Annotated in this window: 17 protein-coding genes and 1 tRNA gene; 12 read left to right on the top strand and 6 right to left on the bottom strand. The window is 65.9% G+C overall.

Annotation, left to right across the window (positions count from 1 at the left end; genetic code table 11):
• Positions 1–35 precede the first annotated feature (35 nt).
• Positions 36–1,181 (bottom strand): deoxyguanosinetriphosphate triphosphohydrolase, encoded by a 1,146-nt coding sequence (locus tag RT513_RS09870; RefSeq protein ID WP_088215309.1) that lies wholly within the window; start codon positions 1,179–1,181, stop codon positions 36–38.
• An 81-nt stretch (positions 1,182–1,262) separates the two neighbouring features.
• Between RT513_RS09870 and RT513_RS09865 the strand changes: the two genes are divergently transcribed.
• A complete protein-coding gene (locus RT513_RS09865) occupies positions 1,263–1,589 on the top strand; it encodes a HesB/IscA family protein (protein WP_179209163.1) in 327 nt (108 codons plus the stop codon).
• Positions 1,590–1,838: 249 nt separating this feature from the next.
• Here RT513_RS09865 and RT513_RS09860 read toward each other — a convergent pair whose 3' ends face one another.
• Complete coding sequence (locus RT513_RS09860; RefSeq protein ID WP_290689852.1) at positions 1,839–3,179, bottom strand: diguanylate cyclase domain-containing protein; 1,341 nt, start codon at positions 3,177–3,179, stop codon at positions 1,839–1,841.
• Positions 3,180–3,264: 85 nt separating this feature from the next.
• Between RT513_RS09860 and RT513_RS09855 the strand changes: the two genes are divergently transcribed.
• From RT513_RS09855 to RT513_RS09830, 6 genes are all read left to right on the top strand, one after another.
• A complete protein-coding gene (locus tag RT513_RS09855) occupies positions 3,265–3,549 on the top strand; it encodes a DUF3572 domain-containing protein (RefSeq protein ID WP_088215306.1) in 285 nt (94 codons plus the stop codon).
• A 176-nt stretch (positions 3,550–3,725) separates the two neighbouring features.
• Positions 3,726–4,475 (top strand): HAD family hydrolase, encoded by a 750-nt coding sequence (locus tag RT513_RS09850; protein ID WP_290689853.1) that lies wholly within the window; start codon positions 3,726–3,728, stop codon positions 4,473–4,475.
• Between the two features lie 106 nt (positions 4,476–4,581).
• Positions 4,582–6,072 carry a trimethylamine methyltransferase family protein gene (locus tag RT513_RS09845; RefSeq protein ID WP_290689855.1) on the top strand — a complete coding sequence of 497 codons (1,491 nt, stop codon included), beginning with the start codon at positions 4,582–4,584 and terminating at the stop codon, positions 6,070–6,072.
• 64 nt (positions 6,073–6,136) lie between these two features.
• Positions 6,137–6,718: a heme NO-binding domain-containing protein gene (locus RT513_RS09840; protein ID WP_290689856.1), complete on the top strand. Its 582-nt coding sequence runs from the start codon at positions 6,137–6,139 to the stop codon at positions 6,716–6,718.
• Positions 6,719–6,721: 3 nt separating this feature from the next.
• Positions 6,722–7,711, top strand: a complete 990-nt coding sequence (locus RT513_RS09835) for a GGDEF domain-containing protein (RefSeq protein WP_290689857.1) — start codon at positions 6,722–6,724, stop codon at positions 7,709–7,711.
• 227 nt (positions 7,712–7,938) lie between these two features.
• A complete protein-coding gene (locus tag RT513_RS09830; RefSeq protein WP_088215301.1) occupies positions 7,939–8,451 on the top strand; it encodes a CHAP domain-containing protein in 513 nt (170 codons plus the stop codon).
• 81 nt (positions 8,452–8,532) lie between these two features.
• Here the strand turns inward: RT513_RS09830 and RT513_RS09825 are convergent, their stop codons facing one another.
• Together RT513_RS09825 and fabG are read right to left on the bottom strand one after the other, a co-directional pair.
• Positions 8,533–8,766 (bottom strand): acyl carrier protein, encoded by a 234-nt coding sequence (locus RT513_RS09825; protein ID WP_035708729.1) that lies wholly within the window; start codon positions 8,764–8,766, stop codon positions 8,533–8,535.
• Positions 8,767–8,919: 153 nt separating this feature from the next.
• On the bottom strand, positions 8,920–9,654 hold the full coding sequence (fabG, locus tag RT513_RS09820; protein ID WP_088215300.1) for a 3-oxoacyl-[acyl-carrier-protein] reductase: 735 nt from the start codon (positions 9,652–9,654) through the stop codon (positions 8,920–8,922).
• A gap of 255 nt (positions 9,655–9,909) precedes the next feature.
• Here fabG and RT513_RS09815 point away from each other — a divergent pair, with 255 nt between their 5' ends.
• On the top strand, positions 9,910–10,371 hold the full coding sequence (locus RT513_RS09815) for a DUF2726 domain-containing protein (protein ID WP_313533948.1): 462 nt from the start codon (positions 9,910–9,912) through the stop codon (positions 10,369–10,371).
• Positions 10,372–10,375: 4 nt separating this feature from the next.
• Here RT513_RS09815 and fabD read toward each other — a convergent pair whose 3' ends face one another.
• Positions 10,376–11,314, bottom strand: coding sequence for an ACP S-malonyltransferase (fabD, locus tag RT513_RS09810; protein ID WP_290689859.1), 939 nt, complete (start codon positions 11,312–11,314; stop codon positions 10,376–10,378).
• A gap of 204 nt (positions 11,315–11,518) precedes the next feature.
• On the opposite strand from fabD, the gene rpsF reads away from it, so the two are divergent.
• From rpsF to rplI, 3 genes are read left to right on the top strand one after another with little or no spacing between them, the layout of a single operon-like run.
• Positions 11,519–11,896, top strand: a complete 378-nt coding sequence (rpsF, locus tag RT513_RS09805; RefSeq protein ID WP_035708738.1) for a 30S ribosomal protein S6 — start codon at positions 11,519–11,521, stop codon at positions 11,894–11,896.
• A 20-nt stretch (positions 11,897–11,916) separates the two neighbouring features.
• Positions 11,917–12,144 (top strand): 30S ribosomal protein S18, encoded by a 228-nt coding sequence (gene rpsR / locus RT513_RS09800; protein ID WP_035708741.1) that lies wholly within the window; start codon positions 11,917–11,919, stop codon positions 12,142–12,144.
• A gap of 10 nt (positions 12,145–12,154) precedes the next feature.
• Positions 12,155–12,727, top strand: coding sequence for a 50S ribosomal protein L9 (gene rplI, locus RT513_RS09795; RefSeq protein ID WP_088215297.1), 573 nt, complete (start codon positions 12,155–12,157; stop codon positions 12,725–12,727).
• An 891-nt stretch (positions 12,728–13,618) separates the two neighbouring features.
• On the opposite strand, the gene tig is transcribed toward rplI, so the two are convergent.
• Complete coding sequence (gene tig / locus RT513_RS09790; protein WP_088215296.1) at positions 13,619–14,947, bottom strand: trigger factor; 1,329 nt, start codon at positions 14,945–14,947, stop codon at positions 13,619–13,621.
• Positions 14,948–15,172: 225 nt separating this feature from the next.
• Here tig and RT513_RS09785 point away from each other — a divergent pair.
• Positions 15,173–15,256 (top strand) — tRNA-Leu (locus tag RT513_RS09785).
• Positions 15,257–15,348 lie beyond the last annotated feature (92 nt).

Here is a 15,348-nt window from a genome sequence, read left to right as displayed (position 1 = left end):
AGGCCGGAGCGCGGCCCTCCCCGCCGGTGCTGCCGTCAGGCCGTCTCCCCGAACAGCCGCGCATGTTCCTGAAGGGCGAAACGGTCGGTCATGCCCGCGACATAGTCGAGCACCACGCGGGCAAGCTGCGTCTCATCCGCCGCGCGCGCCACATCCACCTGCCATTCCACCGGCAGAAGCGCCGGATCGTTCATGAAGAGCGGAAACAGGTCACGGACCACCTGCGTCACCCGCGCCCGCTCCCGCATGACGGAGGGTGCGCGATACATGCGCTGGAACAGGAAGGACTTGATCGCCTTCAACTCCTGAAAGAGCGGCTTGGAGAAGCGGATGATCGGCCCCTCCATCGCGCGTATCTCGTCCACCGACTGGGGCTGTGCCGCGGTGAGCCGGTTTCTCGCCACGGCGATCACATCCTCCACCATGACGCCGAACACCCGCCGCAGCGCCTCGTGCCGCCGCCGCGTGGGGTCGAGGCCGGGATAGAGGCGATCCACCTCCGCAAAGGCCGGGCCGGTCAGCGGCAGTTCCATCAGGTCGTTCTCGTCGAACAGGCCGGAGCGCAGCCCGTCGTGCAGGTCGTGATGGTTGTAGGCGACATCATCGGCCACTGCGGCCACCTGCGCCTCCGCGCTGGCATGGGTGGACAGGTCGAGGTCGTAGCCCGCGTTCACCTCTGCCAGAGCGTAGGAATAGGGCGGCTCCACCGGGCCATTGTGCTTGGCAAGGCCCTCCAGCGTCTCCCATGTCAGGTTCAGCCCGTCGAAATCGGCGTAGTGCCGTTCGAGAGACGTGACGATCCTGAGCGCCTGCGCATTGTGATCGAACCCGCCATAGGGCGCCATCAGTTCCGCCAGCGCATCCTCGCCGGTATGGCCGAAGGGCGGATGGCCGAGGTCATGCGCCAGAGCCACGGCCTCCGCCAGTTCGGTATTGAGATCGAGCACGCCCGCAATGGTCCGCGCCACCTGCGCCACCTCAAGGCTGTGGGTCAGCCGCGTGCGGTAGTAATCGCCTTCGTGTTCGACAAAGACCTGCGTCTTGTGCTTCAGCCTGCGGAAGGCGGAGGAATGGATGATCCGGTCCCGGTCCCGCTGAAACGGCGAACGGAAAGTGGACATCCGTTCGGGGTGAAGCCGCCCCCGGCTTTGGTCGGGGAGGCAGGCATAGGGCGCGAGCATGGGTCTGCCTGTTCTTGTGCCGTCTTTTGCCCCCACCTATATTGCAGGGATGACCGGAATGATACGGGTTTTCCCATGAGTCTGACCCTTCCCCCCAAAGTGACCGACCGGGCCTTTGCCCGCATCGCAGAGATCAACGCCGCAACGGGAGAAGGAAAGGCCCTCCGCGTGGCGGTGGAGGGCGGCGGCTGTTCGGGCTTTCAGTATGACATCCGGCTGGATGAGGCGACGGCCGACGATCTGGTGATCGAGAAGGATGGATCGCGGGTGCTGGTGGACAGTGTCTCCCTCCCCTTCCTCTCCTCCGCGGTGATCGACTTCTCGGAAGCGCTGATCGGCGCGCGGTTCACCATCGAGAATCCGAACGCCTCCTCCTCCTGCGGCTGCGGTACAAGCTTTTCCCTCTGAAGGCGCTCCGGTTTCCGGCCCCCTGCGCGCGCCCCTGCGGTTATGAACCTCCGGCGCGTGTTGTGCTGCAAATCCGGCCGTCGCGTCCTCGCTGCGCGCCGTATGACCTTTCCCCGCGCCGGAGTACCGAACTGGCGCGTGACAGAAGGCCAAGCCGGATGGCGCAATACCCGCACCCACGGCAGGCGCCCGCGCTGCCTCTGGCCAATTTGCGCCAGACCCGGCCAAGACCCATAAAAGGGCTTCCGCTCAGGCTGCCGAAAGGCTCACGCTCACCATGTCGCGTCCCTCCGCCTTCGCGCGGAGCAGGGCCTGATCCGCGCGGCGGATGATCTCCGCCGCCCCCTCGCGCGCGGCACCGGTCGCCACGCCGACGGAAAGCGTCACGCGCACATCCTCGGCCCCGTCGGGCAGTGACACGGGACCAGCGGCGGTCACGCGGCGGATATCCTCGGCCATCTGTTGCGCCTGCGGCAGAGCGGCATCCGGCAGCAGCACCAGAAACTCCTCGCCCCCGATACGCGCGAGAACACCCGAATTGCCGATCGTGGCACCGATGCGGCGGGCAAGCTCCACCAACACGGCATCCCCCGCCGCATGCCCCCAAGTATCGTTCACGACCTTGAAACGGTCTATATCCAGCGCAAGCACCGCGAAATTCCGTCCGGCGGCAGAAGTCCGCGCGATCTCCGGCAGGATGTGACGACGGTTCGGCAGGCCGGTGAGCGGATCGGTCACCGCCAGCCGAAGCCCGGCACGAAGGGAGGCGCGGCGGCGATCGGCCAGCCGCTTCCGGCGAAGCTGTGCCTGAAGGCGGAAGGCCAGCTCGGCCTCCGACGCATCGGCATCCACCACATCCGAGGCGCCGAGATCGAACGCCATGGCCCGCGCGCTTCGCGACGACTCCGGGAACTGGATGCAGATCGCCGCATCCCTGCTGCTGGGCCGGGAGCGAAGGTCGGACATGAGCTGCAGCGCCTCCTCCTCCCGTCCTTCCACGGCGGTCAGAAGATAGAGGTCGGCCGCCTCCTCACTTCCCAGCGCATCCGCGCGGCTGAGGTGCTGCGTCCGCCCCCCGCCCAGCGCCCCTGCCAGACGCGGGCAGAGATCGCCGGAGGGGGCGCCAAGTGTCACGACGGCGATATGGGCCGCGGCCTCAAAGGGATCCGCGGCTTCCGACAGGCCGAAGCCCGGCACCTCCTCCTCGAAGTCGCCCGCACGATCGCTGGCCCGGAGCAGGCTGCGAAGCCGCGCAAGCAGGATCATGTCGTCCACCGGTCGCGGCATCGCATCATCCGGGCCGGCGCGCAAGGCGGCCAGCCGCTGATCTCCTCCCGCAGCGCCAAGGACGATGACCGGCAGGCGGCGGGTTCGCGGGTCCCTGCGGAGCGTGCGGCACATCTCGGCGCAGGAGGGCGTGGCAAGGCCGACATCGAGCAGGATGGCGTCCGGCCTGAGGCTCCGCGCGAGCGTCAGCCCCTGCGCCGCCGTCTCCGCCTGAATCGTTTCATAGCAGGCAGAGGCAAGGCGGACCTTGAGGACGATACGGTTCGTCGCCACCCCATCCACGATCAGGATTTTTCCGACCATTCCAATATCCGCCCGCTGCTTGCCGACTGCTTATCGACCTTTTACGAAATTGGTTAAAATTTCCTTTCCGTATCAGGAGACATTTATGCAAAACGAGCGTGAATCCGCCGAGACGCTGGCCATCGCCGCGCTCGGCTGGCTGGCTGCCGATGAAGACCGCTGGCAGCGCTACCTCGGCGCCACCGGGGCTTCGGCGGAAAGCGTGGCGCGGTCGGCTCGCGAGCCGGAGCTTCTGGCGGCAGTCATGGACTTCCTTCTGACGGAAGATCAACTGGTACTGGGATTCGCTGCAGAGGCAGGCGTCCGGCCAGAGGCCATCCTGCGGGCCCGCCGACGGCTCCCGGGCGGCGAAGCGCTTGACTGGGCGTAAGGCCACCGGACGTAGGGCCTGAATGGGCTCAAGTGGGCATAAGGGAGTCTGACGGAGCGTGGGTCAGCCCGCTCCCGCTTCCCGTCCGACTGCCCGCGCGGGAGTGTCGCGCCAATCGCCTTGCCACACCCAGCCGGAGCGGGCAGGGTTTCCACCTTGCTCGCGGAGAAACAGCTATGCCCCCCACCATCCCCGATATCGCCGCGATCGTGTTCGACAAGGATGGGACGCTTTTCGACTTCAACGAAAGCTGGTCCGCATGGTCTTCGCGGTTGCTTGAGGATCTGGCCGGAGGGGACAGGGCGCTCGCCTCATCCCTCGGAGCAGCCATCGGCTACGATCTGGAGGAGCGCCGCTTCGCGCCAGACAGCATCGTCATCGCAGGCACGCCGAAGGAGATCGCGGCGAAGCTGCTGCCTTTGTTGCCCGGTTCCAACATGGCGGGACTGGTCACGCGGATGAACCTGCTGGCCGCACAGGCCCCCCTGCGGGCCGCCGTGCCACTTGGCCCGCTGCTCCGGCAGCTGAAGCGTCGCGGCCTGATCCTCGGCCTTGCCACCAACGATGCGGAGGCGCCGGCCCGCGCTCATCTGACGGAGGCCAAGGTGCTTGACCTGTTCGACTTCGTCGCAGGCTCCGACAGCGGGCATGGCGGCAAGCCGGAGCCCGGAATGCTTCTGGCCTTTGCCCGCGCCTTCGATCTGGATCCCCGCCGCGTCGTGATGGTGGGCGACAGCCTCCACGACCTCTCGGCCGGAAGGGCGGCCGGAATGCGGACGGTGGGCGTGCTGACAGGACCGGCTCGGAGAGCGGACCTGGCCCCGCTGGCCGATGTCGTTCTGGAGAATATCGGCGGCCTCCCCGCCTGGCTGGAGGGCGAAGCGCCCCAGACCCACCCGGAAACCGGCAGGGAATCGGTCTCCTGAGCCACGCTTGCTGCCAAACCGACACGACCGTGTCGCGAACAGGCCATCCTTTCCCGTAAGGGGAGAGCATGTCTCTGGCGAGAAGTTGCAGATGGGAAATGCGTCAATGGCGAGCGATGCCGTGCCGGGACAGATGCCGTGGTCTATGCCGGAGAACCCCGATCCGCCCCTCGCCCCGCTTTCGCCGGAGGATGTCATCCGCATTCGCCGCGCCGCGTTGCGCCTGCTGGCGGAGCGCGGCGTGGAGCTTCCGGGGCTGGAGGGAGAGGGCGGTCTGCGTCAGGCGCTGGACACCGCGCGGGTGAGGGTGGAGGGAAACGTCGCGCGTTTCGACCCCGATTTCGTGTCGGACATGGCACGCCTTGCCCCTGCGACTTTCCGGCTGGAGCCGCGCAACCCCGCGCGCGCAGTCACCGTCGGCGGGCAGCACATGCTCTTCGGTGCGGTAGCCTCCGCGACCGAGGTCTGGGATCTGCAGCGCGGGCGCAGGAGCGGCGACCTCGCGGCCTGCGAGGATCTGCTGCGCCTTGCCCAGAGCTTCAACTGCATCCATTTCCTTGGCGGCTATCCCGTTGAGCCGCAGGACATTCCCCCTCCCATGCGCCATCTCGTCTGCGCGGAGGCGGCCCTTCGTCTGACGGACAAGGTCATTCACGCCTATCCGCTCGGCCCTGCCGCGGTGCGGGACGTGATGACGCTGGCGGGGCTCGCCGCCGGCCTGGAGGAGGCGGATTTCGCCGCTAAGCCGCGCCTTTATGTCAATATCAACTCCGCCGGCCCGCTCATCTTCGATGCGAGCGTGCTGGCCGCCACGCTCTGCGCCGCGCGGGCCGGGCAGGCGGTGATGGTGACCCCGCTCGTCATGGCGGAGGCCGGCTCGGGGGTAACGGTCGCCGGCATGGTGACGCTCGCGCTCGCGGAGGCGCTGGCGGTGGTGGCACTGGTGCAGCAGGCCCGCCCTGGAACGCCGGTCATTCTGGGCGCCCTGTCCGCATGTCTCGGTCCGACCTTCGGCGCACCGGTATTCGGCACGGCAGAGAGCCTTCGCATGACGGAGGCGCTGGGGCAGATCGCGCGGAGCCTTCACCTGCCCTTCCGCGCAACCGCGGCGTCCACCGCGAATATCGCCGATGCGCAAGCGATGGCGGAAACGGCCAACAGCCTGTGGAGCGGGGTGCGGTCCGGCGCGAACCTGCTCCATCACGCGGCGGGCTGGCTGTCGCGAGGGACGGCCGCCAGCGTGGAAAAGTTCGTTCTCGACTGTGAGCAGATCCAGCTTGTCCAGCGCTACTGGCAGACCTCCTCCGGTGGGACGGAGGAGGAGGATCTGCTGGCGGGGCTTCCCGGCGCGGGCGGCACGGGGACTGGCACGGGGGCTGGCACGGGGGCTGCCTTCCCCGAACCTGTCGCCTCCGACTGGCGGCCCTACCCGGTGTGGGAGGAGGACGGCGCGCTCTGGGCCAGCGAGCGGGCGGCCAAGCGCGCGCGGCGCATCCTCGACGCCTATGAGCCGCCCGCCCTCGATCCGGCCCGGGCGGAGGCGATGGCGGATTTCGTGACCAAGCGCAGCCGCGAACTGGACGCCAGCCTCGACTGACAGCGCTCCGTGATACTTTCTTAACCCGGCTGTGAAATGCTGCCTCTGAACCGGGGGCCCTTCCATGCACGGACTCTTCAACCGATCTCTGCACTCCTACCTGCGCAATACCTTCGGCAACGACTTCTGGGCCGCCCTCGCGGCAGAGGCCCGAATCGACGCGGAAGGTTTCGAACCGATCCTGGTCTATGACGACGACATCACCTGCCGCTTGCTGGACATCGCCGCCGAACGGCTGAACCGGCGGCGATGCGACCTGCTGGAGGATTTGGGCACCCATATCGTCTCCGGGCAGGAGGGCGGCGCCTTTCGCCGCCTGCTGCGGTTTTCCGGTGTCAGCTTTCTCGAATTCCTCCGCTCCGTCGATCATCTGCCCGGCTGGGGGCGTCTCGCACTGCCGGAACTCGATCTGCCGAGGCTGGAGATGGAGGAGCTCGGCGGCGGTCGCTTCCGGCTCACCTGCCGGTTCCGCCTGCCCGGCGCCGGCCATCTGGCGAGCGGCGTATTGCGCGCCATGGCGGACGAATACGGCGCCCTCGTCCTGATGGAAGAGGTGCAGGATCTGCCCCAGGGCGGAGAACGGATAGAGATAGATGTGCCGCACTGGTCCCACACGCCCGGCCGGCATTTCGATCTGGCGGGGTGAAGGATGGACCGTACCCCTTGCCACATGCGCTTCAGCCGCGACGCCCTCGCACGGCTCATGCCGATGTTCCTGTGGATCGCCGCCGACATGAAGGTGCGCGCCGCAGGGCCGACGATCGCCCGTGTCACCGGGCCGGAGCCGCTTGTCGGACGGCCGTTCGGAGAGGTGTTCAGCCTCCGCAACGGCTCCCGCGGCATCCGGCTGGAGGATATTGCCCAGTCGGACGATCCGCGTCTCTACCTTCAGCTCCCCGGACGCGGAGGCCGCGAGCTGAGAGGCATCGCCGTGCCTCTGGGCGGGGGCGAAGTGTTCCTGAACCTCTCCTTCGGCGTCGGCGTGGCCGAGGCCGTGCGCATGCACGGGCTGACGCAGGCGGATTTCGCGCCGACCGATCTTGCGGTCGAGATGCTCTATCTGATCGAGGCGAAGAACGCCGTGATGGGGGAGCTGCGCGGCCGGAACGACCGCCTCCGCAGCGCCAAGACCCGCGCAGAGGCAGAGGCGCTGACGGACCCGCTCACCGGCCTCGGCAACCGGCGCGCGATGGAGCGGGCGCTGGAGGATGTGATCCGCGCAGGCACGCCCTTCGCGCTCGTGCATGCGGATCTGGATTTCTTCAAGCAGGTCAACGACACGCTGGGCCATGCCGCAGGCGACGACGTGTTGCGGGAAACGGGTCGTATCCTGACCACGCGGCTCCGCCAGCAGGATCATGCCGCCCGTATCGGGGGCGACGAATTCGTCGTCGTGCTTCCAGGCGTCACTTCCGCCGCGCCGCTGGAGGATATCGCCACCCGCCTGCGCAATCGTTTCTCGCGCCGGACGCTGGATGGTGCGCCTGCGGTCCGGCTGGGGGCAAGTCTGGGGGCGGTGATCGTTCCCGCCCGGACCGCCGCCACCGGTACGGAGATTCTCGATGCCGCGGACCGGGAGCTTTATGCCTCCAAGCAGGCGGGGCGGGGGCAACTCTCCGTCAGTTTCCTTCCGCCCTGACCTCCGGCACCCTCCGCCGCTCCGGGCGGACCCGGATTGCTGAGCGCCATCGGCGGAGATTTGCCGCACTTTCCCATCCGTCAGCAGGAGTTTGCTAACGCTTTCCCAGCCATCTTGCGAAGTGCCGAGGATCCCGGATTCTCCCCGGATTGCGAGATCACGGCAAAGCAAGCCGGCGGCGTCTGAGGGACATTATGAACGGAAAACGAGTCGGAAAAACCGGCCAGATGGCCTTTGTTCTCCTGACGGCCGCAGTTCTGGGCGCCTGCGCCGCGCCTGCCCGGGAAATTGGCAGCCGTCAGGGGATGGAGCCGGGGCGGGAGCAACTCGCCCTGATGGAAGTCAAACAGAAGCAGGCGAAGGGGCAGCGCGTCTGGTGCGTGCCCTTCGCGCGCACGGCGAGCGGCATCAACCTTCGGGGGGATGCAAAGACGTGGTGGAACAAGGCGGAAGGCCAGTATGGCCGCGGCAATGCGCCGGAGGTCGGTTCCGTCATGGCTTTCCGCGCGACCCGGGGGATGCCGCTTGGCCATGTCGCGATGGTTTCCGAGCTGGTCTCGCCGCGCAAGATCAAGGTGGATCACGCCAACTGGAGCCGTAACGAAGTATCGCTGCGCATGGCCGTGATCGACGTTTCCGCCAAGAACGACTGGTCCGCCGTACGGGTGGAGAGCCGTCCTGAAAGCTTCGGGCGGGTCTATCCGGTCACCGGCTTCATCTATCCGCAGCAGCACAAGTAACCGCTCCTGCCGAACGCATCCGCCGAACGGAAAAGGGCGCCCATCGGGGCGCCCTTTCCTGTCTCGTCCGAACCCCTGGGGTCAGGAGGCTTCGGTGATGAACTTCACCGCGTCGCCGAAGGTCTGGATCGTCTCGGCCGCGTCGTCCGGGATCTCGATCCCGAACTCTTCTTCGAAAGCCATGACGAGCTCGACGGTGTCGAGGCTGTCCGCCCCGAGGTCGTCGATGAAGGAAGCGTTCTCGGTGACCTTGTCTTCTTCGACGCCGAGATGCTCGACGACGATCTTACGAACGCGATCTGCGATGTCGCTCATTTCAAGTCCTCATATGGTGTCGGGAAGGTTCCCGTCTTTGTCACGTTCCGGGCATGCCGGACCCCTGCACGTACGGGAGTTCCCGGTCAGGTCAGCGGCCTAATATCACAGGAGCGGACGGAGGCAACTGCTTTCCGGTCCACGGCCTGCTGCTCAGATCATCGCCATTCCGCCGTTCACATGCAATGTGGTTCCAGTGACGTAAGCGGCCTCCGGGCTGGAGAGATAGAGGACGGCGGCGGCGATTTCCGCCGGACGTCCCATCCGGCCAGCGGGGATCTGGGCGAGCAGTGCGGATTTCTGCGCCTCGTTCAGCTTGTCTGTCATCGCCGTTTCGATGAAGCCCGGCGCCACAGCGTTCACCGTAATCCCGCGGGACGCCACCTCGGCGGCCAGCGCCTTCGACATGCCCACCATGCCCGCCTTGGAAGCGGCGTAGTTGCCCTGCCCCGCGTTGCCTGTCGTCCCTACGACGGAGGAGATGTTCACGATCCGGCCCCAGCGCGCCTTCATCATGCCGCGCAGCACGCCACGGCAGAGCAGGAAGGTGGAGGTCAGGTTGACGTCGATCACCGACTGCCACTCCTCATCCGACATACGCATGAACAGGTTGTCGCGCGTGATGCCCGCGTTGTTGACGAGGATGTCCACGCTGCCGAGCGCTTCCACCGCGCGCTTGGGGAGTTCCTCCACCTGCGCCCGATCAGAGAGGTTGCAGGGCAGCACCGGAGCATTTCCGAGCTTCGCCGAAAGCGCCTCCAGCGGCTCGACCCGCGTACCGGAGAGCGCGACCTTCGCACCCGCATTGTACAAAATCTGGGCGATCTCGGCACCAATGCCACCCGAGGCGCCTGTTATGAGCGCATTTTTCCCTTCAAGGTTGAACATCTTAGCCTCTTGTTTATCTTTACGTGCATACGATAGGCAGACGCATCAGCGAGTTGCCCTTACGGCAACTCCTATCCTGCGAGGGAGAGAATCGCGATGGAGGAAATCAGCATCTCGCTAGATGGCGCAAGGCTGACCCCGGCCCTGTCGGGCACCGCCATCGCGGCGGGAATCGGTTTCACGTTGCTTTTGGTTCTCTCCTGCGCAGCCGCCGCCTACTTTTTTGGACGATCGCGCCGCAAGACGCCATCCCCCATGGCCGACCCGCTGAAGCAGCTTGAGGCGGTGCGGAATGTCGAATTCACCGTAAAACCCCTCCTTCCGCGGAGCACCGCGCATGTGCTGCCGCTCGTCGAAGCGGCGTTGGCGGAATATGCTCCCGAACACCGCGTCATGGCGCAGGTCGCTCTGCAGGAGGCGATTCAGCCGGTCACCACGACCTCAACCAGCGCCCTGCTTCGTGCCGACCTGTCCATCAAGTCCAAGCGGCTCGACATCGCCGTGATCGACGACATGGGACAGCTTGTCGCAGCTCTGGGCTGCGCGGGGTCGCATTGCAGCCCGATGCGCGATTCGATCCGGCGGGAGGCCCTCCAGAATGCCGGAATACCCTATCTCGACCTGAACGAGGTGCAGGACGAGCTCGCGATCTGCAGTTTCATCGCCCAGAAAGTGGCAGGCGCGACGGCGCCGAGGGCGCTCAGCTCCGCCGCCTGACCCTTTACTTGAGGGAGGCCGCAGCCGCGGCGACTTCCTCTGGCGTGCCTACGGTTCGCGTGACGCTTTCCTTGGCAATGCGACGAATCATCCCCGAAAGGGCTTTGCCCGCGCCGATTTCCCAGAACTCGGTCACGCCCTGACCCCCCATCCACTGCACCGATTCGCGCCAGCGGACCGATCCGGTGACCTGCTCCACCAGCAGTTGCCGAATCGCTTCGGGGTCGGTTACCGCCTCTGCCCGCACGTTGGAGACGACGGGCACCGCCGGAGCTGCGACCGCCACCCCGGACAGCGCTTCCGCCATTGCATCGGCGGCGGGCTGCATCAGGGAGGAATGGAACGGCGCGCTGACCGGCAGAAGGATCGCCCGCTTGGCTCCCCGCCCCTTGGCAATCTCGACAGCCCGCTCGACCGCCGCCCGTGTGCCGGAGATGACGACCTGCGCCGGATCATTGTCGTTGGCCGCCTGCACGACCCCGCCTTCCGCCGCAGCTTCCGCGGCAACTTCGGTCGCGGCCGCAAAATCCAGGCCCAGAAGGGCCGCCATCGCACCCTCTCCTACCGGAACAGCCGCCTGCATCGCGCGGCCCCGCAGCTTCAGGAGCCGCGCCGTATCCGCAAGGCCGATGGCCTCCGCCGCGCAAAGCGCCGAGTACTCACCAAGCGAATGCCCCGCGACATAGGCCGCAGCGCCGATCGCCACGCCTTCCGACTCCAGCGCCCGCATCGCGGCGATCGAGGTCGCCATCAGCGCGGGTTGGGCATTCTCGGTCAGCGTCAGCTCATCCTGGTCCCCTTCCCAGACGAGGCGGGACAGGGACTGGCCGAGCGCCTCATCCACCTCCGCGAACACCGCGCGCGCGGCGGGATAGCTCTCCGCCAGCGCCCGCCCCATGCCGATGGTCTGGGCCCCTTGCCCCGGAAACACAAATGCGCGCATGTCTATCTCCCTTTTGCGTCTCGCGGATACCCGCTCCCGACCTGTCCTGCAACGCCTGGCACCGCGCTTTGCCCTTGTTCTGCGACGCCTGCCGTGTATAAGGCGACCTTCCTTCCGCTGGTCACGAAACCGGCGCAGACTCTCGTGGGCGGATGCGGAAGGTTAAGTCCCGCCCTATGAAATGCGCCTGACAATGGAGCCTACATGCCGCTTTACGAGCATGTCCTCATCGCGCGTCAGGATCTGTCCAACGCGCAGGCCGAAGGCCTCATCGAACATTTCTCCACGGTTCTCGCGGATAACGGCGGCAAGGTCGTTGAAAACGAGTACTGGGGCGTCAAGACGATGGCCTACAAGATCAACAAGAACCGCAAGGGGCATTACGCCTTCCTGAAGTCCGACGCGCCCGCCGCGGCGGTGCAGGAGATGGAGCGTCTCGCCCGTCTGCATGACGACGTGATGCGCGTGCTGACCGTGAAGGTCGAAAAGCACGAGGATGGCCCGTCGGTGCAGATGCAGAAGCGCGACGACCGTGAGCGTGGCGACCGCGGTGATCGCGGCGACCGTCCGCGTCGTTTCTGATCTCGAAAGGATATTGATCCATGGCCAACAAACCCTTCTTCCGCCGCCGCAAGGTCGATCCGTTCGGGGGCGATAACGCGCCCAAGATCGACTACAAGGACACCCGTCTGCTGCAGCGCTACATCTCCGAACGCGGCAAGATCGTGCCCTCGCGCATCACCGCCGTCTCCGCGAAGAACCAGCGCAAGCTCGCCCAGGCGATCAAGCGGGCGCGTTTCCTTGCGCTCCTCCCCTACGCTGTGAAGTAAGGAGAGAAAGATGCAAGTCATTCTCCTGCAACGCGTTCAGAAACTCGGCCAGATGGGCGAAGTTGTGAACGTCAAGGACGGGTACGCCCGCAACTTCCTGCTGCCGCAGGGCAAGGCGCTCCGCGCCACCGAAGGCAACATCGCGAAGTTCGAAAGCCAGAAGGCGCAGCTCGAGGCCAACAACCTCGAGACGAAGAAAGACGCCGAAGCGATGGGCGAGAAGCTCGACGGTCAGACCTTCGTGCTGATCCGCTCGGCTTCCGATGCCGGGGCGCTCTACGGCTCCGTCACCACCCGCGACGTGGCGGATGCTGCGACCGCTGACGGTTTCACGCTGAACCGCGCGCAGGTGTCGCTGGATCGCCCGATCAAGGATCTCGGCGTCCATCCGGTCACCGTCGTGCTGCACCCGGAAGTTTCCGTCTCCATCGCCGTGAACGTTGCGCGTTCCGCCGAAGAAGCGGAACTTCAGGCGTCCGGCAAGTCGATCCAGGAACTCGCTGCCGAAGCCGAAGCGGCGGCCGATTTCGAGATCGCGGAACTGTTCGACGACCTCGGCGGGGCGGCCTCCGACGAGGAGTGATCCTCTGGAGCCGACCTGTGGAAAGGCCGCGTCCCACGGACGCGGCCTTTTGCTTTGCTGCCGGGTATCCGCCCTTGCCATGTCCCGTCACATTTCCGTGGGCAAGTCAGCCTCCGTCCATCGGCAGGGTGTAGCGCACATCAGCTTTCACGTGCGATACAACGGATAACGCCTCTCCAATTGCGGTGAGGAGTTCTCGCCCACGAATAGTCATCTCAGGGGGCCTCTCGTTGCCCTCCGGCTTTGTGTCGATGCGCCCTCACATGATCCAGCGCCTTGCCGCCCGTCTTGTTTGGGGGACGTAGGCGTGGCGCCGTGGTCTTTGCCGTTCCGATTGCGCCCGTAACCTCTGACACCGTGCTGCCCGGCTGCGCCGCGACGGGCTCCATCCTCTCGTCGCCGCGCGCTGTTTCATCCGCGACCTTGAGCAGCCTTGCGAGAGCGGTCATCTCCTCCGAACCCGGCGCCATGATACCATCCCCTCATGGAGAGGGAATCGCGTAGGCGCTCTGCGGTATTGATCGGGGAGGTCAGCGGAGGGGCGTGTTCCCCCTCGCGATGCACCCGGAAGCCCAAATGGGGCCGGATACCATGGGCTATCCCGCCCTTCACGGGACCGCGCAAGGCACTCAAAGGACGTGAGCACCCCTCCTTTCCCTCCGTGGCAGGATTGTCGGGCTGCCAGCCATAACAACATCCCTCGTGCAAGCTGCGCTGTGCCGCAACGCGAGCTGCGGACTTAAGTCGCCGAGTCGTCGTCGCGGATCGCACCTTGCGGATGCGGTCGGCTCCCACATTCCCGAACGCTCCCCCCCGACTGGCAGACGCGGCATCAACGAGAAAGGCCGCGCCTTTCGGCGCGGCCTTCGGATCATGCGACGACGGCAGGGATCAGACTTCGTCCAGCGCCTCGATGGCCTTCTGGAGATCGTCCTTCGTGATCTCCTTGTCCGTCACCTTCGCGCCTTCGACGATGTAGTCAACGACCTTGTCCTCGAAGATCGGCGCGCGGAGCTGCTGCTGCATCTGCGGGTTCTTCTGCACGAATTCGAAGAACGCGCGCTCCTGCCCCGGATACTGACGGGCCTGCGCGAGCACGGCCTGCGTCATCTCCGCGTCGGTGACGTCGATGTTCTCCTTGCGGCCCAGTTCGGCGAGCAGCAGGCCCAGACGCACCCGGCGCTCGGCGAGCTTGCGGTGTTCATCGCTCACTTCGATGTTGCCGTGGTCATGGGTGTGCACCTCCGGGTGCTCCTCATGCCAGAGCTGGTGGGCGATCTGGTTCGCCTCGGCTTCCACCAGCGTCGGCGGAAGGTCGAAGGCGACCTTGCCGTCAAGCTGGTCGAGCAGCGCGCGCTTCAGCACCTGACGCGCTGCGCCGGTGTATTCGGCTTCCAGACGCTCCTTGATCTGCGACTTGAGCTGCGCGAGATCCTCGGCGCCGAATTTCTTCGCCAGCTCGTCGTCGATCTCGGCGGTTTTCGGTGCCTTCACGCCCTTCACGGTGACGGTGAAGACAGCGGCCTTGCCGGCCAGATGCGGGGCGCCGTATTGCTCGGGGAAGCTGACGTCCACGTCCTTCTCGTCACCGGTCTTCACGCCGACGAGCTGCTCCTCGAACCCCGGGATGAAGGAGCCGGAGCCCAGAACCAGCGGATAATCCTCCGCGGAGCCGCCCTCGAAAGCTTCGCCATCCACCTTGCCGACGAAGTCGATCACGACCTGATCGCCATCCTCGGCCGCGCCGTCCTTGTCCTCGTAGGATTTGGCGGTTTCGGCGAGATTCTGCAGAGCCTCATCGACGGAAGCGTCATCGGCCTTCACGACCAGACGCTCCAGCGCGATTTCCCCCCGGTCGAAGCCCGGGATCTCGGGCAGCGCCTCATAGGTGAAGTTGACGACCACGTCGTCGCCTTCCTTCCAGGTCTCGCCGTCCTGCATCTTCACGTCGGGCTGGAGGGCCGGGCGGTCGCCGGACTGCTCGAAATGCTCCTTCATCGCGCCGTCGATGGTGTCCTGCATGGCATCGCCCAGCAAACGCGGGCCGAATTGCTTCTTCAGCATCGCCATCGGCACCTTGCCCTTGCGGAAGCCTTTCAGCTCAACCTCGGGCTGCGCTTCGATGAGCTTTTCCTGCACCTTGGCTTCCAGCTCGGCTGCCGTCACCGTGATCTGGTAACCGCGCTTAAGGCCTTCGTTCAGGGTCTCGGTGACCTGCATATATCCGTCCTTTTCCTCTCTGGTGCGGGTGAAGGGACTCGAACCCCCACGCCTTGCGGCGCCAGAATCCAAATCTGTTCACCTCGCGATTGGGTGGCCTTTTATTGAGGTTTTGGGCGGATGGGAAGAAGAAAGCAGCGTTACGCGATCAGGGTGGCCACAACTTTGGTCACAGGTTTTGTGCCAGTTGACGAGGCACCCCGAGCGCTAGATACAGGCAAGAGTGCGGGCGTGGCGGAATGGTAGACGCAGCAGGTTTAGGTCCTGCCGCCGCAAGGTGTGGGGGTTCGAGTCCCTTCGCCCGCACCAGCCAACCCTCCAGTCGCGTCCGGTCGTGCTCTTCCCGCCCTTCCCGGAGGTCCGGCACACAGCTCCCACCGGGCCCTTCCCGCCCGTGATTT

The organism is Haematobacter sp., from assembly GCF_032102465.1.
GTDB lineage: Bacteria > Pseudomonadota > Alphaproteobacteria > Rhodobacterales > Rhodobacteraceae > Haematobacter.
Note: the sequence above shows the minus strand (reverse complement) of the source record. Positions and strands in the feature narration are given on the sequence as shown.